The organism is Alteromonas sp. ABV4_150 (genome assembly GCF_056311745.1).
Map to the genome: position 1 here is coordinate 752,231 of NZ_CM149971.1, position 20,061 is coordinate 772,291.

A 20,061-nucleotide genomic window follows, 5' to 3' on the forward strand; every position below is an offset into this window, starting at 1 on the left:
GCACTAGGCCTTAGCTTTCATGAGCTTCTCTGAGCTCTTATGCGCTGTAGAACGCTGCTTTAATATGCAGCGCTTAGGCTTATTTATTTTTTTCTTCTAGTACTGCTACCGCTGGTAGTGTTTTACCTTCCAAGAATTCAAGGAACGCGCCACCACCTGTTGAAATATAAGAAACCTTATCGGCAATGCCGTATTTATCAACGGCTGCTAGTGTATCACCACCACCGGCGATTGAGAATGCATCGCTCGCTGCAATCGCTTCAGATAGCGCTTTTGTACCAGCACTGAACTGTTCAAATTCAAATACGCCTACAGGACCATTCCATACGATAGTTCCTGCGTTTTTAATAATGTCTTCTAACGCCCTAGATGAGTCTGGGCCGATATCAAAAATCATATCGTCGTCAGCCACGTCACTGACTACTTTTAGCGTAGCTTCAGTATTCTCATCAAACGCTTTACCCACGACAACATCTGTAGGCACTGGAATATTACCGCCATTCGCCTGTGCTTCATTCATCAGCTGCGTAGCTTGCTCAGTTAAGTCCATTTCAACCAGAGACTTACCTACATTGTGTCCTTGCGCCGCAATAAAAGTATTAGCAATACCACCGCCAACAATCAGCTGGTCTACTTTTTCAGCCAATGTTTTCAACACAGTCAACTTGGTAGATACTTTAGAGCCACCCACAATAGCAACCATTGGACGTTTAGGGTTGTCTAGCGCTTTACCCAGTGCATCTAATTCAGCAGCAAGTAATGGGCCAGCACAGGCTTTTGGCGCGAATTTAGCAACGCCATGAGTAGACGCTTGTGCACGGTGAGCGGTGCCAAAGGCATCCATAACGAAAATATCGCAAAGTGCTGCGTACTGTTTCGCTAACGTCTCGTCGTCCTTCTTTTCGCCGTTATTAAAACGTACGTTTTCAAGGACAACCAATTCGCCTTCGCTAAGCTCAACACCGTCAAGGTAATCTTTTACAAGCTTAACCGGTACGTCTAGGGCGTCATTAAGATAATCAACAACAGGTTGAAGAGAGAATTCGTCTGCAGGCTCGCCTTCAGTAGGACGACCAAGGTGAGACATCACCATAACTGCCGCACCTGCGTCTAGGGCTGCTTTAATCGTAGGGATTGATGCTTTGATACGGGCATCAGAAGTTACTTTGCCGTCTTTTACCGGCACGTTTAAATCTTGTCTAATTAATACGCGCTGACCTTTTAGGGCCATATCGCTCATGCTTGGAATTGCCATCGTCTTTCCTATGTTAATTTAAATTCAGTAGAGCGTGTTCGCTGTGTAAACACGCTCAAATTAACTGTGAAAGCTGCGCGGGCTGGTGCTACCAACCCTTGGCAGCATCAATGCTTTATTTTGCGTCGAACATCACTTTTGCGGTATCGAGCATACGGTTTGCAAAACCCCATTCGTTGTCACACCACACCAGTGTTTTAACCAGCTGTTTGTGACTGACTCTTGTTTGTGTGCCATCTACAATACACGAGTGAGGGTCGTGATTGAAATCTACTGACACCAAAGGCTCTTCGGTGTAGTCCAAAATGCCCTGCAAACGCCCCGCTTTTGCATTGCGAAGGGCTTGGTTAACTTGCTCAATCGTTACCTTAGATTGAAGCGTTACACTTAAATCCATGGCAGTAACATTGATAGTTGGCACTCGAACCGCAATGGCTTCAAATTTTCCCGCAAACTTAGGCAGAATACGCTCTATACCGGCAGCAAGTCGGGTATCAACGGGAATAATCGACTGACTTGCAGCACGGGTTCTGCGTAAATCTTCGTGATAGGCGTCGATAACTTGCTGGTCATGCATAGACGCGTGGATGGTTGTGATCGTACCACTTTCAACACCGAACGCAGCGTCTAGTGCTTGGATAACAGGAACAATGCAGTTTGTGGTACAAGAGCCGTTAGAGACTAATTTTTGTTCACTGGTCAACGTGTCTTCGTTGGTTCCAAAAATGACTGTATTGTCTAAATCTGGTGAACCGGGAGATGAGAACAGCACTTTGCCAGCGCCTGCATCTAAATGTGCTTGCCCCGACGCTCTGTCATCAAATTTACCCGTACACTCAAGCACAATATCAACGCCTAAGTCTTTCCACGGCAGGTCTTTGATATCACTGATTGCAAGCAGAGTAATATCGTCGCCTGCCACATTAAGCGTGTTGTTTTCTAAGGCCACATCAAAACGGAACCGCCCGTGGGCGGTATCGTATTTAAGTAAATGTGCTATGCCTTCGGGTTTAGCAATGTCGTTAATGGCCACCACGTTAAACTCGTTGTTGCGCCCACTTTCATACAGCGCGCGCAACACGTTACGACCAATACGACCAAACCCATTTATGGCAATATTTACCATAGGCTTATCTATTACCTCTTACAGAGACAGTGCAGCCTCTACTACAGCGTCAGTGGTAATGTTGAAGTGCTTAAACAGGTCGCCAGCAGGTGCAGATTCACCAAAGGTGTCCATTCCCACGATAGCGCCATTAAAGCCAACGTACTTGTACCAGCTATCTTTAGACAGCGCTTCAACCGCTACGCGTTTAACAACGCTAGAAGGCAGTACGCTTTCACGGTAATCAGCAGACTGACGGTCGAATACGTCAGTTGATGGCATAGATACTACGCGAACCGCTTTGCCTTGCTCGGTAAGTTTCTCTGCTGCTTCAACGGCTAGCTGAACTTCAGAACCGGTACCAATAAGAATAAGCTCTGGCGTACCTTCGCAATCTTTAAGTACGTAACCACCTTTCGCGATATCAGCAACTTGTTGAGCGTTTCTGTCTTGTTGCGCTAAGCCCTGACGCGTGAAGATTAGCGTTGTTGGGCCGTCAGTGCGCTCAATAGCAGACTTCCACGACACAGCAGACTCAACCTGATCACAAGGACGCCAGTTATCAAGGTTAGGCGTTGCACGTAGCGCAACCACCTGCTCTACCGGTTGGTGTGTTGGGCCGTCTTCACCTAGACCAATTGAATCGTGGGTGTAAACGAAAATTGCAGGCTGCTTCATTAGTGCCGCCATGCGTACCGCATTACGCGCATATTCCATAAACATTAGGAAGGTTGCACCGTACGCTTTAAAGCCGCCGTGAAGGGCAATACCGTTCATCATGGCCGACATACCAAATTCACGTACACCGTAATAGATGTAGTTACCTGATGCGTCGTTTGCTTCAACGCCCTTGCTGCCTTCCCAAATCGTTAGGTTAGAACCTGCAAGGTCGGCAGAGCCACCTAATAGTTCAGGAAGTAATGGACCAAACGCGTTTAATGCGTTTTGCGACGCTTTACGTGAAGCAATGTTTTGCGGGTTAGCTTGAAGTTCAGCGATGATAGCGTCTGCCTTGTCGCTGAAATCTGCTGGCAACTCGCCATTTACACGGCGTTTGAATTCTGCTGCGAGCTCTGGATAAGCGGCTTCGTATGCTGCGAAAGCGTCATTCCACGCGCTTTCCGCTTTTGAGCCTTTCTCTTTGCCATCCCAACCAGCGTAAATATCGTCTGGAATTTCGAACGCGCCATGGCTCCAGCCAAGCTTCTCGCGAGTGGCTACAATTTCATCTTCACCTAGTGGTGCACCGTGACAAGACTCGGTACCTTCTTTATTAGGCGAACCGAAGCCAATAGTGGTTTTACAACAAATTAGCGTAGGCTGCGCCGTATTCGCCTGCGCCTTTTCAATGGCGGCTTTGACTTGCTCTGCATCGTGACCGTCAACGCCTTCAATCACTTCCCAACCATAGCTCTTAAAGCGTGCAGGTGTATCATCAGTGAACCAGCCTTCTACTTCACCATCAATTGAAATACCGTTGTCGTCCCAAAATGCAATGAGCTTACCAAGGCCTAGTGTACCGGCTAGTGAACATGTCTCGTGTGAGATACCTTCCATTAAGCAGCCGTCGCCTAAGAATGCGTAGGTGTGGTGGTCAACAATAGTGTGACCATCTTTGTTAAATTGTGCCGCTAGTACTTTTTCGGCAAGCGCCATACCCACAGCATTACTGATACCTTGGCCTAGTGGGCCAGTGGTCGTTTCAACGCCTGGCGCATAACCGTACTCTGGGTGACCTGGCGTTTTTGAATGCAATTGGCGGAAGTTCTTCAGCTCTTCAATAGGCAGTTCATAGCCTGAAAGGTGAAGAAGAGAGTACAACAGCATCGAGCCGTGACCATTTGAAAGCACAAAGCGATCGCGGTTAGCCCAAGACGGGTTTGCTGGGTTGTGTGATAAGAAATCACCCCATAGTACCTGTGCGATATCAGCCATCCCCATTGGGGCGCCTGGGTGACCAGATTTAGCTTGTTGAACGGCGTCCATACTTAATGCACGGATTGCATTGGCGAGTTCACGACGAGAGGGCATGTTGTCTCCTGATTTATTTTGTATCTTTTGTTTCGTATCTTAGCGGGCTAGCAGAGCTAGACGAGCGTAGAGATAAGGCGTTTGCTCTACTTCTTTATACGATTGAATGTGGCGTTATTCTTACCTATGCCACCTAACAGTTCAATGAGTTTTCATTGCCAATAGCGAAAGTAATAGTAAAAAATGGTCTATACGCTCACCAATGCGTATTAGCACGGTAATAAAAACCCTCTTTCCTTTGCCTAAGTCTTTTTATTTTATACAAATAACCTTAATACTGATCGGGTTGTGTCAACATTTCGTAACAAAGAGACTTTTAGACGTCTAGAAGTAAAGACTGGTATTTATAACTTGTTTTAGTACAATATACGACTATTTTGATAATTTAACGCTTACGGAGCATTTATGGCCACGCATTTATTCACATCCGAGTCAGTGTCTGAAGGACATCCGGACAAAATTGCTGATCAGATCTCAGATGCGGTTCTTGACGCTATTTTAGAACAAGATCCTCGCGCTCGGGTGGCCTGCGAAACGTATGTAAAAACCGGTATGGTTTTAGTAGGTGGTGAAGTCACCACTTCTGCATGGGTAGACATTGAAGAACTTACCCGAAAAACTGTTAAAGAAATTGGCTACACGCACTCAGATATGGGCTTTGATGCCGATTCATGTGCCGTATTAAATGCTATTGGCAAACAGTCTCCTGACATTAATCAAGGTGTTGACCGCGCAAGCTTAGAAGAACAAGGCGCGGGCGACCAAGGCCTTATGTTTGGTTACGCTAGCGACGAAACTGATGTACTCATGCCGGCGCCTATCACGTACTCTCACCGTCTTGTTCAAAAACAAGCGGAAGTACGTAAGTCTGGTAAGTTAGACTGGTTGCGTCCAGATGCGAAAAGCCAAATTACATTCAAATATGAAAACGACAAGCCAGTAGGCATTGATGCTGTTGTAATTTCTACCCAACACTGCGATTCAGTAAGCACTGAAACAGTACGTGAAGCGGTAATGGAAGAAATCATCAAGCCTGTGCTTCCAAGCGAGTGGATAGATGGCAATACGCGTTTTCACATCAATCCAACGGGGAGATTCGTAATCGGTGGTCCAATGGGCGACTGTGGCTTAACAGGTCGTAAAATTATCGTAGATACATACGGCGGTATGGCTCGTCACGGCGGCGGCGCGTTCTCAGGCAAAGATCCATCAAAGGTTGACCGCAGTGCAGCATACGCGGGCCGTTATGTTGCTAAGAACATTGTGGCAGCAGGTCTTGCTAAGCGCTGTGAAATCCAAGTTTCTTACGCTATTGGTGTTGCAGAGCCAACGTCTATCAGCATTGATACTTTTGGTACTGGTGTGGTAGATGAAAAAACACTGGTAGCTTTAGTGCGCGAACACTTTGATTTACGTCCTTACGGCCTTATCCAAATGCTAAACCTTGAGCGCCCAATTTATCGCCCAACAGCTGCATACGGTCACTTTGGTCGCGACGAATTCCCATGGGAAGCAACGGATAAAGCTGAGGCATTAAAAGCATCAGTCTAATTCTATAAGCAGATAACGCTTTTTTGATAACGCCGCTAAGTTGTAAGGTTTTGTATCGAAGCTTTACAACCTAGCGGCGTTTTTAATTGAAACCTGTAAAGTTACTTAAGTTAGCCAGTTAAATTAAAAACGGTAAAGAGTATTTCCATCCTTTGTATTTGAGGCTATTCTTAAATAACGAACACATTATTGCTTGTAATCATTTTTTGTTTACTGGCTACAATAACAACAACTTGGGCTTTTCCATGAATGTGGTTACTGGTACTCTCCTTGCCTTTACGCTGACTGTTTCGATAACAGCCCTACCCGTGTTCGCGGAAGTTAATAGTACTAACTACAGCCCAATACAGTTTAAAAGCAAAAAAATAGCTCGGTGGCAGCTAAACAGTATGTACCGCGTTCAATCCACGACTGAAACCTACCTTTACGACAACAGTTATACCTATCCAGCGGGCTCACAAGGTATGTTTAGCGCCAGTCGGCGTTTTAACACTTGGGTACCTCAGAAGGTTTATGCAACCTACAAAACAAACAATACCGCTTTTCAACATTACGCCGAGTGGCTTTATTTACCTCACGATGTAGGTACGTTTACGCGATTAGGTTGGCTACTTGGCCAAAGCGAAGGGTTAAATATGGCAGTAGAACTTGAGCATAGACAAATCGGGGAAGAAGAGAATATGGCGCTTTCTCTAGGCGTTAATTATCTGTTTTAGTCTAATTTTCGTTTTAAATATTCAGTAGTTGTGAAGAATCAGTACTTTGTTCTCATTGCGACAATACCTCAGTATCACTTTGTTGTCAGCGCCATTGTTTGAGCGTAGGTTTGTTGAATTATCATTGCGTCAGAACTTGCTCGATGACGTTTTACGTCCAGTTTAGCAGTCAGGCTATTCTTGACGTCGTGCCACTTCTCCATTTGAGGTTCACTTAATATATACTCTAAGGCACGGCAGGTGAATGACATTTCAACTTGCGCAGTAGCGTAAAGCTTAATTAACCAAGGATTATCAACCACCCACCCGTCACTGTACACAATGGTGTTCCCTAAAAAGTTATTTAGCTCGACGCACACTTTATGGGGCTCTTCACCACGCGCTTGCAACATTTGTTTAGAGATGCCGTGCAACGATTCCGCCTTGGAATCCCAGTGAACCCAAGATTCAAACGGCCTCAATAGCTTGCACCATTTTGCACCATCATAGCGCACAATGCCTATTTCTATGGGGTAACTTTCTGCTCCAAACCCACTTGCTTCTACATCTATAATGGTAGGCAATGTTGTATTTTGCACTTATACTCCAAACTACTGTTCTCCTTTATTTTTAATAGTGAGAGAGAATATCTTCAATACAGGCACAAATGTTTTTTAATTCTAGCTGCGCGCTGGGCTCTTGCATGGATGCTCACTATATAACCGTTTAGCTTCACACCGTTTGTTCAATAGCAGAATCGTGCCACATTGGTCTTTTCTCAGTAAAACAATAAACATTGCCTTGAAAGAAAACTGTTTACATAGCAAACAAAATTATACTAAAGAATAGTGCGTAAATAAGAAAACGCTCATCACATTGCTATACACTTTGAAGGGTAATCAACAAGGTAGCTAACCCATGCGTGTACAACTTCTTCTAACAGCGCTTTTCTGCTTTACGCTCTATGTCAATTCATGCCGCGCTGACAGCACTCAAGAACCTTTAATTATAGGTATAGATGCAGACCTTTCGGCAGTTGCTGTAGAGGGAGGCGTAGCTATTACCCGAGGCGTAGAGCTAGCCGTTGAAGAGATTAACGCAAATGGAGGAATACTTGGCCGTAAGCTTAAAGTGATTGCAAAAGATCATCGAGGGAACCCGGCTCGCGGCATTTACAATATTGAACAGTTTGCAAAAATGCCAAACTTGCTAGCCGTAGTCGGTGGAGTACACACTCCCGTAGTGCTTGCGGAAATCGATATTATACATAATGAAAATATTCTCATGCTGGTTCCATGGGCCGCTGGTACCCCTATCATCGATAATGAGCGTTCCCCCAATAACGTATTTCGGGTCTCAGTACGTGACGCTGAAGCCGCTCCTTTACTGATTAACTTTGCAAGATCTAAAGGGTTGTCAAATGTCGCTCTGATTTTGGAACGCACAGGTTGGGGACGCTCTAATCTTGAATCATTAACAAAAGCGGCAAGGGAACAAGACGTGAATATTAGCGCCACACATTGGATTAATTGGCAGCAGAAGAGTTTCTCTGAAGATATCGCAGCGATTAAAGATGCGAAAGCAGACGGTATCATATTAGTTACTAACGTCCCCGAAGGCTCGGTTGTCTTGAATGCCTTGGCTGATCAGGGGCTAAGCTCGCTTCCGGTTATTGCTCACTGGGGCATAGCATCTGGACAGTTAGCATCTGAACTAGCTAACCCAATTAGCCATCACAACATCTCAGTTCTTCAAACGTTTCACTTTCACCATCAAAAAAATGGCAAGGCTAAACGACTGTTAGAAGCCTATTATAATAAGTATGGTTTAATCGATGCTGCGGCTATTGAGGGTGTCACAGGTCTGGCCCATGCATATGATTTAGTTCATTTAATTGCAGTCGCTGCCGATAAAGCTGGTAGCACACAAATTAACGAGTTGCGCAGTGCCCTAGAATCACTTGAAAACATCCAGGGTGCCGTAAAATACTACGAAGAACCATTCACAAAAGAAAGGCATGATGCACTTTGGTCAAAGGATTATTTTATGACAAAATTTAATGATAAAGGCAACTTGGTAACGACGGACGATAAATAATGCAGCATGAACCTATGAGGCTGCGCTCTCTATTACTCTCGAGCATGATTCCAAGGCTGGCATTACTTATAGCCGTGCTGTCTTTCGCGTTAGTTGCCCTTTCTTTTCACTTCATTGTTAAGCAAAGTAATGCTCTCCAGCAGCAGTCAGTAGAAGGCCTAGAGCAAGATATCAGTTTCATTGTAAGCGATACAACTCGTCAGCTTGCTGATCTAGCGGCAAACGACATTATCATTAATTCGCTGGTTGATTTAGAACAGCGAGACAATTACCTACCTATGTTTTTTCGCTCTTTAAACCTCACCCAAGCGAAAACTGTTGAATTCGCACTGTTTGACTTTGCAGGTAAAAAAGTTATCGATAAAAACTGGAGTGCTGCGCTACCTGAGTCGTTGAGCAATGCTTGGCGTCAGCAAACACTTGGCTCATCAAATACATTTTCTTCTGTATCTAAATATGGAGTGGTATTTAGCGTTCCCGTTTTACTCAATGGGGTCTCTGAAGGTGCCCTTGTTATGTACGTCGATAGCCTTCAATCACTACTTGAGCCTTATCCTCGACTCACTAACCAATTGGTCACAGATTCAAACGGAAACGTATTATTTAGTAGTGACCCCTCTTTAATAGCACTCAATTCTAGCTTTTTAGCGTTCAACCAAAGCGGCTATTCTATTAAGCAAACTAGCTGGAAGAATCTTCAATTATACAGCGTTAAGCCAACTATCAAGGCGTACAGAGAAGTTGCTTGGACGGGTATCGTTTTATTAGCGATGGTCGTAGGATTCATATTCATTGTACTGCATATGGTGAGCATGACCGGAACGTTAGCTGAGCGAACACTCTCAAAGCTTTATGACGATATTAAAAATCGTCTTACCAGTGACAATGCGACCTCTTTAAATGATGAATTGCAAGAGGAAGCGAAAGAGTTAGGCGACATTCGGGCTGCCTTTGATAAACTTATTTGGGATCTAACTGAGGTCTCACTGTCAAACGAGCAGTTTTCCAATGTATTAGAGTCGATGGGCGACATGCTGGTTGTAGTCGACCAGGAACAAGAAATACTCATTTCAAATAAGCGCTTCGATGCTTTTTGCGATGATCAATACGGTGAAAAGAATTCGATTTTAAAACTGATAGTTCGGAAGCTTGCGGCAAAGCAGAGCGATGAGTTGACGCACTTTTCAGTGAATTCGGGCAAAGAACGTTATATTCGCTGGACAAAAGCATCGCTCGCTGACGTAAAGGGTAATATTCGTGGCGACATATATGTAGGTAGTGACGTTACCGAGCAGCGCGCGTTAGAAAGCCACATAAACATACTTACCCATGCGATGGATGAAGCAACTGTTTCGATTATTATTTCTGATGTCAAAAGGGTCGGGCAGCCAATTATTTATGTAAATAGTGCATTTGAAGAATTAACTGGTTACAAACGAAGTGAAATAATTGGCCACAACTGTCGCTCCATGCAGGGTGATGAAACCAGTCAGCAAACCGTTGACCAAATTCGCAACGCTATAGCAACACGTGAGCCTATTGAAACCACGTTACTTAACTACAGAAAAGACGGCAGCCCATTTTATAACCGACTAATCTTAACGCCTGTTAAAACCGATGGTGAAGTGACGCATTACATTGGTTTTCAGCAAGATGTCACGCAACAGCGACAAACGGAACAGTATCTTCAAGAAGCAAGAGAGAAAGCCGAAGAATCTGCTAGATTGAAGTCTAGTTTCCTAGCGAGTATGAGCCATGAAATACGCACACCTATCCACGGGATATCAGGTGTATTACAGCTAATGGCAAACTCTGATCTTACCGAAGAGCAAAAACATTACCTTTCGCTCGCTAAGTTTAGTATTCAAGGCCTTTTACATATCGTAAATGACATTTTAGATTTTTCTAAAATTGAAGCCGGTCAGCTACAAATCGAAGATAACCCTTTCGATATTTTAGAGTCACTTGAGAACCTGCAGAGTCAGTACGCCATCATGTGCCAAGAAAAAGGCCTCGAGTTACACTTCCACTTTGACTTACAGGGCTTCCACGTTGTGCAAGGCGACGATGTACGCTTCAGGCAAATCTTGTCGAACTTGTTGGGTAACGCCGTCAAGTTTACTGACTCTGGATACGTTGAAGTTACCACCAGCATTAAGCAAAACGCGGACGACAGCCTCACACTTTTATGTAGCGTGAAAGACACGGGAATAGGTATTGCACAAGACAAGCAAAGCACCATTTTTGATGTCTTTACCCAAGAAGATCTATCAACCACCCGCAAGTTTGGCGGAACCGGTCTAGGTCTATCAATAAGCAAACAGCTTTGTGAACTCATGGGTGGCAATATTAGACTCGAAAGCGTTAAAGGACACGGAAGTACGTTTTCTTTTACTGTTTCCCTCAAGCCTGCAGACGAGGCTTTACTAGATCCCGTGTACCAAGCCTCTTCGTTGAAACGAGAAAAAGGTAAAAAGCGTAAAGTGCTCATTGTGGAAGACAACGATATTAACCAAATTATCGTGAAACAGCACCTGAGCAATCATACCACCCTTAGCGCCAAATCAGGCTTAGAGGCGCTAGAAGCATTGAATAAAATGAAAGTGACCTTTGACGTTATCTTAATGGATTGTCAAATGCCAGAAATGGATGGCTTCGAAGCAACCAAGCGCATTAGAAACGGGGAAGCTGGAGAGCGCTATTTATACGTCCCGATCATCGCCCTTACAGCCAATGCGATGAAAGGTGATAAAGAGCGCTGTGTTAATGCGGGAATGGACGACTATTTAAGTAAGCCCTTCGACGCTGAAGACCTTATTGACAAAGTTGAACACTGGGCAAGCACTGAAAGAAATAGTGAGATGGTATAAAGGCATAGCTAGGGGGTCACTTTTCGGCCAAAGCGCTTAAATTCAAGAGGAAACCTTACGGATTGTATAAAAAGACACAGGCTAACCAACGCCATGCCAACCCACCCTATCGGTTTGAATACTTCACCAATTAGAAAGATAGCGAATAAGGTGGCTACCAGTGGTTCTATTAACGTGATAAGCGTGGCTTTACTGGCTTCAGTAGTGCGAAGACCATAACCAAACAATAAATACCCTAGAAACATTGGTACCACTGCCATATAAAGTGAAACACTAGTGTGGATAGTGTTAGCAAATAGGTTCTGACCAGTAAACCAAAGAGAAGGAAGTAGGACAATCGCAGCACAGCCGAACAGGCCGGCCATGGCAGATTTTGAATTTGCTCCAGCGTCAATGTGTTGCTTTGCAGCCCATGAGTACCCCGCGTAAGTTAAACCTGCAATTAAACCCAAAATAACGCCAAACATCTGCTCGTTTTTAGATGCTGACAACGCCATTGCGTCCTGTGCCTTCCCCATGGATAACATGCCAATCCCAAACGCACCAAACACAAAGCTAATAAACCATTTTAAAGACACGGGCTTTTTACTCAAAAAGTACTCTAAAAGCGCAGCGAATAGTGGCGCACTGGCGATAGAAACCACGGTCCCTATGGCAACGCCTGACAAACGCATTGAGCTGTAAAAGGCCAGCGGATAAATTGCAACACATGCACTGCCAAACAGAAAGGTCAATGGAATGGAAAAAAGAATAGGTGCATCTTTTACCAGTGATTTTCGGGCACTGACACAAAGCAATACACCCCCTATACCCATTGCAAATGCACCGATTGCCAGCGGACTGATTTCTGGTGCGAACTGAGCGGCAGTGCCCGTTGTACCCCACAAAAAACTCGCGACAACGATTGCTAGCATACCTTTTAGAAGTTCATTTTCGCTCACTGATTTTTTCATTGCAGTTCTCTTATATGGCTTTTGTTTTGGGTTTTGGGCTTGTATGAGATTTACGCATTGAGCACTTTTCCACCAAGGATTGCGACAACTGCGGTATTTTCTTAAGCAATAAATGCAGCTCATCTAAAACAAATCATACCTAAACTATTAATGATGTAATTAGCCTGATAGACACTTGTTTTGACCTTTTAGACGCATTTTCAGGTCACAATAATATTTAACAAAAAAGAAACACATAAAAACAAAGACCGCACTTTACAACTAAAGTTGAAATATTTATCTCGCCAGATATAGAAATAGCCAAGTTTTTTTGCCACATTACGCCCTTGCCTAACAACAAAATAGAAACAACCAACCTGGATGGACTTATGTTTAAACTAGAAAAAACGTCGTTTCGACGAAGCACTCTAAGCATTGCAATAATGGGGCTGCTTAGCTCTGGCGCAATTGCACAGGACACACAACAAGCGGATGAGAAAAACTTTGAGCAAATCATAGTAACGGCAACAAAACGCGCTGAATCCATTGAAGACATTCCTTTTTCAATTAACGCACAAACGCAGCGAGACTTTGAACGCAGCGGTGCTGGTAACCTGGAAGATGTAGCTAGAAATGTGGCAAGTGTCTCTATTCAAAATTTGGGGCCGGGGCAAAGTCAGGTTTCGATGCGTGGTGTTTCGGCTGGTCAAATTGTACGAGACCAACCTGGAGTCAAGGAACAAGTTGGTGTCTATCTTGATGAAAGCGTTATTTCGCTGTCTCTGTTTACTCCAGATCTCGACCTTTTTGACCTAAACCGCATCGAAACCCTACGTGGACCACAAGGTACGCTTTTTGGCTCGGGATCTATCGGCGGGACTCTTCGTTACATAACCAATCAGCCTGAATTAGACACCTTTGAAGGCAAGTTTGAAGCTAACCTCAATAGTGTGACAGACGGCGGCGTGGGCGGTCACGTAAAAGGTATGGTGAACGTGCCAATCTCAGATACGGTTGCCATGCGCGCGGTTGTCTACCGCACCGATTACGCAGGGTTTATTGATGCCCTTGGCGAAAACGGTGCGTTTAACGAGGACGTCAACGACGGCGATAGAACGGGCGGACGGGTAGCGTTTGTTATCGCACCTAACGATAAACTTACCATAACACCACGACTTATTTTCCAAGAACTCGAGATGAACGGATTTAATAGGGAAGAAGTCTATAACGTGTTTGCTAACCCTTACACTACAACGCGGCCTGCTATTCAATTAGGCGAGCGCGAACAGTATCTGTTGCTTGAGGAAGGGTTTACTGATGAAACCTTGATAGCTGATGTAACCGCTGAATACCAAGCTGACGTTGCTGACTTTACTTTTGTTTATAGCTATACCGACCGAGATATATTGGTGAGCCGTGATGCCAGCGCGCTTTCGGGCTCAGTAAGTATCGACTTAGGTTTTCCGGATGCAGCCGTATTATTACCGTCAAATCTTTTAGACAGAACTGAAGTAGAGCAAGACACCTTTGAGCTTCGCGCCGCGTCTAATGACGATGGCGCACTAGACTGGTTAGTTGGCGCTTTCTACTCTTCAACTGAACGCGTTTACGATCAATCACTTCCTACCCCCGGCTATGATGCGTTTACAGATGCTACATTAGGTGAAGGCACGTCAGCAGCGGTTGCCAATGGCTTTGAAGCCGATTCGCCATACAACGCCTACTTGCCTTATGACTTAAAGCAGCTTGCTGTTTTTGGCGAAGTGAACTATCAAGTTAACGATGACTTCAAAATGACCGTGGGCTCTCGCTTTTACGATTATGAAGAAGAGCGTCAGTTTATCTCCGGCGGCTTATTTGCCAACGGCGACAACCAGACTGATTCTACAGAGTCAGATGGCTTTACATCACGTGTAATTGGTCATTATAGCTTAAATGAAAACGTAAATTTCAACGCTCAAGTGTCGCAAGGCTTCAGACTGGGCGGCGTTAACGACCCGCTAAACCGCAGTCTGTGTACCGACCAAGATGAAGCCATCTTTGGATCGTTCCAAGACTATGACGATGAGAAGCTCACCAACTATGAGATAGGCATGAAGTCGTCAGGACGAGGCTGGACAGCGAACGTTTCAGCTTTCTATAACAATATTGAAGATCTTCAGGTTACATTGGATGCTGGTTCTTGCTCGTCACGTGTATCATTTAACGTACCTGAAGCGCACACCCAAGGTATTGAATTTGAACTTACACGTCAGTTTACTGACCAGCTATTTTTATCATTGACCGGAAGCATTATCGAAGCTGAGTTCGATTCAACTGTTGTTGACGGTGATGGTGCGGTGCTAGGTGGCGTTGAAGATGGCAACCGTTTGGCGTCAGTACCAGAAGAAAGCTTCGCTATCGCATTTACCTATGATTTAGCGCAACCTTTATTCTCGTCAAACAGCACCTACTTCCAAGGCTCTTACCAGTATGTTGGTGACCGTATTACACAACCTAGTGACCAAGTTGCAGGTGCAGGTATATTCACTTCAGGGCTTGCCTTTGGTGGTGCCACCGGCACTGAAACAACCGAGTTAGATTTATTGCTAGACGACTACGGTACAATGAACATGAGCTTTGGTCTTACCTACGATGACTACGAAATCTTGCTATACGCCAACAACCTGTTTGATGAAAACGCACAGCTTTCGTTTGATAGAGAACGTGGTGGACGTGCTCGACTTGGCTTTACTGTAAACCAGCCTCGCACAGTGGGCGCAACTTTCCGTTACTTCTTCCAGTAACGCGCGATAAATGTCTCTGCCTGAGGGAATGTCCCTTCAGGTAGAGGCTTCACCCGCTATAGAAATAACCTTCACCTGCCAAAGGGATAGCCTTCATCTAATTTAGGAAAAGTATCGTCTAAAGGCGGCACAATAAACATGCTTTAAGAAGCTATCTAAGGAAAGAGTGGAGTTGGCCGTAAGCCGGGTTCTGTCGTGGGCAACCATTCCTCTAGATCAGCAATCGCTCACTGATTCAAGCAACCTACCCGATCCCCATGCGGGCCACACGTTAAGGGATCCTATTTGGTCTTGCTCCGGGTGGAGTTTACCTTGCCACACTCTGTTACCAGAGGCGCGGTGCGCTCTTACCGCACCCTTTCAGCCTTACCGGCATGTAAACATGCTTAGGCGGTCTTCTCTCTGCTGCACTTGTCGTCGGCTCACGCCGCCCAGACGTTATCTGGCACCCTGCCCTTTGGAGCCCGGACTTTCCTCCCCTTTCTTACGAAAGCGGCGATTGCCTGGCCAACTCCGCGGCGCATTCTACATGAACTGCTCTACAATAGCACCCTATTCCTGCTCACTGTAAAAGCATTGTTCAACGTCGTTTTTATCGAGCAGTTTTGTGATAATAAATATTTGATCACCCGTTTCTATTTTGGTGCTGCCCTTAGGTATAAGGGTCTGCTCACCACGGGCAATCATCGCAACTACTGTATTGTCAGGAAGCGATAATTCACTAATGGTTTTGTTTAATGCTGGCGATAACTTGGATACTTCTATCTCTATAAGTTCGCGCTTACTTTTGGCAACTTTAACAATTTCTAGCGTACTCGATTCCTTCACTTCATCTTTTAACACTAAACCTAACTTTCGCGCCGCGAAAGGTAAGGTTGAGCCCTGCAACAAGGCGGAAATAAGTACAATAAAGAACACCACATTGAAAATAAGCTCAGCGTAAGGCATACCAAATATCAGCGGGAAAATAGCTAAAATAATTGGCACCGAACCTCGTAAACCCACCCATGATATGAGGAGAGATGCTTTAAACGAGAACTTCGAGAGCAGCAAAATAGGCATGACCACCAGCGGGCGTGCAACAAAGATAAGCACAAACGCAATCAGTAAGCCTTCCTTCCAGTTTACGAAAAGCTCGGTGGGTGTAACCAACAAGCCGAGGATAACGAACATGGCAATTTGCCCCAACCAAGCCAGTCCGTCGAGAAACACAAAGGTATTACGCTGATACGCAAAGCGGCTGTTACCCACGATGACGCCCGTAATGAAAGTAGCTAGGAAGCCGCTACCATTTAAATTTGCTGCTAAACCAAAAGACAGTACCCCAAACAGCATTACAAATACCGGGTACAAACCTATGGCCATTAAAGTTACACGTCTGAAAAGCCACACGGCAATACCGCCTATTGCAAGACCAACTGCAGCACCTACGCCCATTTGGCTAGCAAATAAGGAGAGCAAATCCAACGGTCTAGTTGTGCTGTCTTGAATAAGTGTAATAAGGCCAATAGTGAGGAATATGGCCATAGGATCGTTCGACGCACTTTCAAGCTCCAACGTCGATTTAATCTTAGCGGGAATGCGTATACCTGCATTGCGCAAAACCGAAAATACTGCAGCTGCATCGGTTGACCCCACAATAGCGCCAAGCAATAAGCCTTTATAAAGCGGTAAATCGAGGATAATCATGGCCGCCACACCGGTAAGCACTGCTGTACCCACAACGCCAAACGTGGCAAGCAAAGCCGCTGGCTTCCATGCTTGAAGTATGGACTTTTTAGAGGTTTGCAGTCCGCCATCAAATAGAATAAGGATGAGAGCAAATGTTCCTATAGCATGGGCGGCATCGGCATTATCAAAGAAGATTCGGCCAATCCCATCTTCACCAGCCAGCATACCAACACCAAGGAATAACACCAATACAGGTACGCCAAAGCGCGGAGACAGCTTACTGGCCAGCACACCTAAAATAGCCAGCACTGCGCTAAGTAAAATAATGTGATCAACTGCAAACATTATACGTTCCTTATTGCCACTGATGCATGCTTACGCAAAACTGGAAGTACGCATCAAGGGTTCCTGATAATACTGCTACCTTACCGCGTTTTCTTACCCAAGTATTGAGGTACAAAAACGCGGCAGCGTAATAAAGTTAAGGAACTCGTGTCGCCTAAGGGATGTGCGACAACGAAGCCTTAATTTCTTCGGCAGTGGGCTTTAACTGTGCTTTGCCCTGTTTCTCCCTTCTACTGCCCAATAGGTACAATAATGTAGAGGTAATAAACAAGGTCGAAGACGTGCCAATTACCACAGCAAAAACCATAGGCACTGCAAAACTTTCTACTGCGTCACCACCAAATAACGCCATTGGAAGCAGCGCTAACAGTGTGGTAACGGACGTAAATACCGTTCGACTTAATGTGCTATTCACCGCTTCGTTGATGGTTTTTGCTAAAGGTTTGGTTGGGTCTAAACGTAATAGTTCGCGGATACGATCAAGCACCACCACTTTATCGTTTATCGAATAACCAATAAGCGCCAATAACGCTGCAACCGCTGTTAAGTTAAACTCGATACCGGTTAACGCGAAAAAGCCTATGGTTTTGGTCAAATCGAGTATCACGGTTAGCAGTGCTGCGCTCGCAAAATGCGCTTCAAAGCGTGCCCACAGATACACCAACATGCCGCCACCTGCAATAAGCAGCGCAAGAATTGATAGCTCCGCAAAACCGCCGCTGACTTTCGGTCCAACCATATCAACTTTATCAAAACTTACTTGGTCGTCAGCCTTTGAAATCGCACGTTTTAAACCGTCAGTCTGCTTTGCATTGCTACTTTCAAGCTCGCCATTGCTGTCGAGAACAGGTGCTCGCAATAAATAGTGATGTTCACTGCCATATTCTTGAATGGCTATCTGATCAAAGCCATTGCTTTCAATCACATTCCTTAGCTCATCGGTAGTAAGGGTTGGTGCGGTCAACTCAATCATAGTGCCACCGGTAAAGTCGACGCCATAATGTAAGCCAGGCTTAACAAACAAGCCGATTGAGAGCACTGTTAGCACTATCGAAACAGCGAGTGCAATTTTACGCTTAGCCAGAAAATTAATACCGCTTAGCTTATCGCTCAAGCGCAGTAGCGGTGAAGAAAAGCGTAATGGTAGACGCTGCTGCGCGCGATCTTGCGTATTTTTTTGCTTCGACTTAACCACTCTAAGCATAAGCATTTTAGTTAAGGCAACCGCAGTAAATACTGAAGATACAAGCCCAAGGGCAATGGTGATAGCAAACCCTTTGATAGGCCCACTACCAAACATAAACAACAAGCTTACCGCTATAAGCGTAGTGAAATTTGAATCTACTATTGTTGCGAATGCTCTTTCAAAGCCCACTTCGATTGCACTGGCTGCAGGGCGGCCTTTTTTACTCTCCTCACGAATACGCTCATTAATCAAAATGTTCGCATCTACAGCCATGCCCATAGTCAGAATCAAGCCTGCAATGCCAGGTAATGTAAGTGTTGCGCCAAATAAGGTTAACGCACCAAACACCAATGCCATGTTGATACACAGAGCAAAGCTTGCAATAGCCCCCCATCTGCCGTAAATCGCTACCATAAATGCTAAAACTAGCAACGCACCTGCTATGCCGCTCTCTACACCGGTTTGAATAGCGTCGCTACCTAAATCAGGCCCAACTGTACGTTCTTCTATAATATTAAGAGGCACAGGTAATGCACCGGTGCGAAGCATTAATGCGGTATTCCCTGCCTCGGGCAACGTAAAGTTACCGGTTATTTCACCACGACCACCCGGAATCACGCTATTTATGACGGGCGCTGTAACCACTTTGTCGTCAAGGACGATAGCAAGCACACGGCCGATGTTGTCACGTGTCATAGTGGCAAACTGCTTGGCACCTGCGCTGTCTAATCGGAACGTCACTACGGGCTGGCCATTTTCACTACTTAAGACACCTGCCGCATCAGTAATATGCTCACCTTCTAGCGCCACTTTTTGCTCTAAGCGATAGGTATTACCCGCCGCATCTTGCTTATTCATAACCTGCTCAGACTGGCTATTCGCGGCCCAGTGAAAAGTCATTTGTGCCGTAGTACCCAGTAGCTTTTTAACCTGGGTTGGGTCAGACATACCTGGCATCTGAACTAAAATCGCATCTTTACCCTGAAAGGTAACGCTGGGCTCAGTAAGCCCCGTTTCATTCAAACGCTTCCGCACTACCTCAACACTTCGGCTTAACGTGTCTTTAACCAATTGCTCTGAATAGAGTTCGTTGAGTGTAAGGGTGACAGTGTTTTGCTTTATCTCTACATCAAGTGCACTTGAACCATTTGGCTGAGCGGAAATTTGATATGCGGTGTCTTTTACCTTTCTCGCATCATCTGCACTACGCAATGTAAAGACGACACTTCTAGAACGACTATCTTTATGAGTGAGTGAATGAGACGTCTTTGTATAGCGCACGTTTTGACTGCGCAATTCGCTAAGTAAGTCACTCGAAAAGCTGTTGAGTTGCTTTTCAAACAAGGCGTTGGTGTCTGCGGCTAATAACAGGTGCGAACCACCTTGCAAATCTAAGCCTAAAGAAAGTGTGGAAGTGGTGTACCACGTAGGTAACTGCTGTTTAATTGATTGCGGCAATATGTTGGGCGCAGCGCTCAGTAAACCGAGCATAACGATGAGCACATACACAAAGCCACGAAATGAAAATCGTGCCATT

12 protein-coding genes and 1 other RNA gene are annotated in these 20,061 nt (G+C 45.1%); 5 read left to right on the top strand and 8 right to left on the bottom strand.

The window, feature by feature from the left end; all coding sequences use genetic code 11:
• Positions 1 to 79 precede the first annotated feature (79 nt).
• From ACYX4M_RS03240 to tkt, 3 genes are all read right to left on the bottom strand, one after another.
• Positions 80 to 1,255 (bottom strand): phosphoglycerate kinase, encoded by a 1,176-nt coding sequence (locus ACYX4M_RS03240; RefSeq protein ID WP_476081874.1) that lies wholly within the window; start codon positions 1,253 to 1,255, stop codon positions 80 to 82.
• A gap of 115 nt (positions 1,256 to 1,370) precedes the next feature.
• Positions 1,371 to 2,381 (bottom strand): erythrose-4-phosphate dehydrogenase, encoded by a 1,011-nt coding sequence (gene epd, locus ACYX4M_RS03245; RefSeq protein ID WP_014948384.1) that lies wholly within the window; start codon positions 2,379 to 2,381, stop codon positions 1,371 to 1,373.
• Positions 2,382 to 2,399: 18 nt separating this feature from the next.
• Positions 2,400 to 4,391, bottom strand: coding sequence for a transketolase (gene tkt / locus ACYX4M_RS03250; RefSeq protein ID WP_476081875.1), 1,992 nt, complete (start codon positions 4,389 to 4,391; stop codon positions 2,400 to 2,402).
• Between the two features lie 405 nt (positions 4,392 to 4,796).
• Between tkt and metK the strand changes: the two genes are divergently transcribed.
• Both metK and ACYX4M_RS03260 read left to right on the top strand, forming a co-directional pair.
• A complete protein-coding gene (gene metK / locus ACYX4M_RS03255; protein ID WP_476081876.1) occupies positions 4,797 to 5,942 on the top strand; it encodes a methionine adenosyltransferase in 1,146 nt (381 codons plus the stop codon).
• A 245-nt stretch (positions 5,943 to 6,187) separates the two neighbouring features.
• Positions 6,188 to 6,658 (top strand): hypothetical protein, encoded by a 471-nt coding sequence (locus ACYX4M_RS03260; protein WP_476081877.1) that lies wholly within the window; start codon positions 6,188 to 6,190, stop codon positions 6,656 to 6,658.
• Between the two features lie 74 nt (positions 6,659 to 6,732).
• On the opposite strand, the gene ACYX4M_RS03265 is transcribed toward ACYX4M_RS03260, so the two are convergent.
• Positions 6,733 to 7,236: a 3'-5' exonuclease gene (locus ACYX4M_RS03265; RefSeq protein WP_476081878.1), complete on the bottom strand. Its 504-nt coding sequence runs from the start codon at positions 7,234 to 7,236 to the stop codon at positions 6,733 to 6,735.
• 319 nt (positions 7,237 to 7,555) lie between these two features.
• On the opposite strand from ACYX4M_RS03265, the gene ACYX4M_RS03270 reads away from it, so the two are divergent.
• Together ACYX4M_RS03270 and ACYX4M_RS03275 are read left to right on the top strand one after the other, a co-directional pair.
• Positions 7,556 to 8,734, top strand: coding sequence for an ABC transporter substrate-binding protein (locus tag ACYX4M_RS03270; protein ID WP_476081879.1), 1,179 nt, complete (start codon positions 7,556 to 7,558; stop codon positions 8,732 to 8,734).
• Entirely contained in the window at positions 8,734 to 11,604 is a 2,871-nt protein-coding gene (locus tag ACYX4M_RS03275; RefSeq protein WP_476081880.1) for an ATP-binding protein, read from the top strand. Before ACYX4M_RS03270 ends, ACYX4M_RS03275 begins: the two co-directional genes overlap by 1 nt.
• Positions 11,605 to 11,612: 8 nt before the next feature.
• Here ACYX4M_RS03275 and ACYX4M_RS03280 read toward each other — a convergent pair whose 3' ends face one another.
• Entirely contained in the window at positions 11,613 to 12,557 is a 945-nt protein-coding gene (locus tag ACYX4M_RS03280; protein WP_476081881.1) for a DMT family transporter, read from the bottom strand.
• A gap of 368 nt (positions 12,558 to 12,925) precedes the next feature.
• Between ACYX4M_RS03280 and ACYX4M_RS03285 the strand changes: the two genes are divergently transcribed.
• A complete protein-coding gene (locus tag ACYX4M_RS03285) occupies positions 12,926 to 15,322 on the top strand; it encodes a TonB-dependent receptor (RefSeq protein WP_476081882.1) in 2,397 nt (798 codons plus the stop codon).
• 164 nt (positions 15,323 to 15,486) lie between these two features.
• Here ACYX4M_RS03285 and rnpB read toward each other — a convergent pair.
• From rnpB to secD, 3 genes are all read right to left on the bottom strand, one after another.
• An RNA gene (gene rnpB / locus ACYX4M_RS03290) (RNase P RNA component class A) lies at positions 15,487 to 15,837 on the bottom strand.
• Positions 15,838 to 15,874: 37 nt separating this feature from the next.
• Entirely contained in the window at positions 15,875 to 17,338 is a 1,464-nt protein-coding gene (locus tag ACYX4M_RS03295) for a potassium/proton antiporter (protein ID WP_476081883.1), read from the bottom strand.
• Positions 17,339 to 17,492: 154 nt separating this feature from the next.
• A complete protein-coding gene (secD, locus tag ACYX4M_RS03300; RefSeq protein WP_476081884.1) occupies positions 17,493 to 20,060 on the bottom strand; it encodes a protein translocase subunit SecD in 2,568 nt (855 codons plus the stop codon).
• Position 20,061: the final 1 nt, after the last annotated feature.

Excerpts from the sequence above, each read along its gene's own strand:
- ACYX4M_RS03240 (WP_476081874.1), bottom strand. The coding sequence starts at position 1,255 with ATGGCAATTCCAAGCATGAGCGATATGGCCCTAAAAGGTCAGCGCGTA.
- epd (WP_014948384.1), bottom strand. The coding sequence starts at position 2,381 with ATGGTAAATATTGCCATAAATGGGTTTGGTCGTATTGGTCGTAACGTG.
- tkt (WP_476081875.1), bottom strand. The coding sequence starts at position 4,391 with ATGCCCTCTCGTCGTGAACTCGCCAATGCAATCCGTGCATTAAGTATG.
- metK (WP_476081876.1), top strand. The coding sequence starts at position 4,797 with ATGGCCACGCATTTATTCACATCCGAGTCAGTGTCTGAAGGACATCCG.
- ACYX4M_RS03260 (WP_476081877.1), top strand. The coding sequence starts at position 6,188 with ATGAATGTGGTTACTGGTACTCTCCTTGCCTTTACGCTGACTGTTTCG.
- ACYX4M_RS03270 (WP_476081879.1), top strand. The coding sequence starts at position 7,556 with ATGCGTGTACAACTTCTTCTAACAGCGCTTTTCTGCTTTACGCTCTAT.
- ACYX4M_RS03275 (WP_476081880.1), top strand. The coding sequence starts at position 8,734 with ATGCAGCATGAACCTATGAGGCTGCGCTCTCTATTACTCTCGAGCATG.
- ACYX4M_RS03280 (WP_476081881.1), bottom strand. The coding sequence starts at position 12,557 with ATGAAAAAATCAGTGAGCGAAAATGAACTTCTAAAAGGTATGCTAGCA.
- ACYX4M_RS03285 (WP_476081882.1), top strand. The coding sequence starts at position 12,926 with ATGTTTAAACTAGAAAAAACGTCGTTTCGACGAAGCACTCTAAGCATT.
- ACYX4M_RS03295 (WP_476081883.1), bottom strand. The coding sequence starts at position 17,338 with ATGTTTGCAGTTGATCACATTATTTTACTTAGCGCAGTGCTGGCTATT.
- secD (WP_476081884.1), bottom strand. The coding sequence starts at position 20,060 with ATGGCACGATTTTCATTTCGTGGCTTTGTGTATGTGCTCATCGTTATG.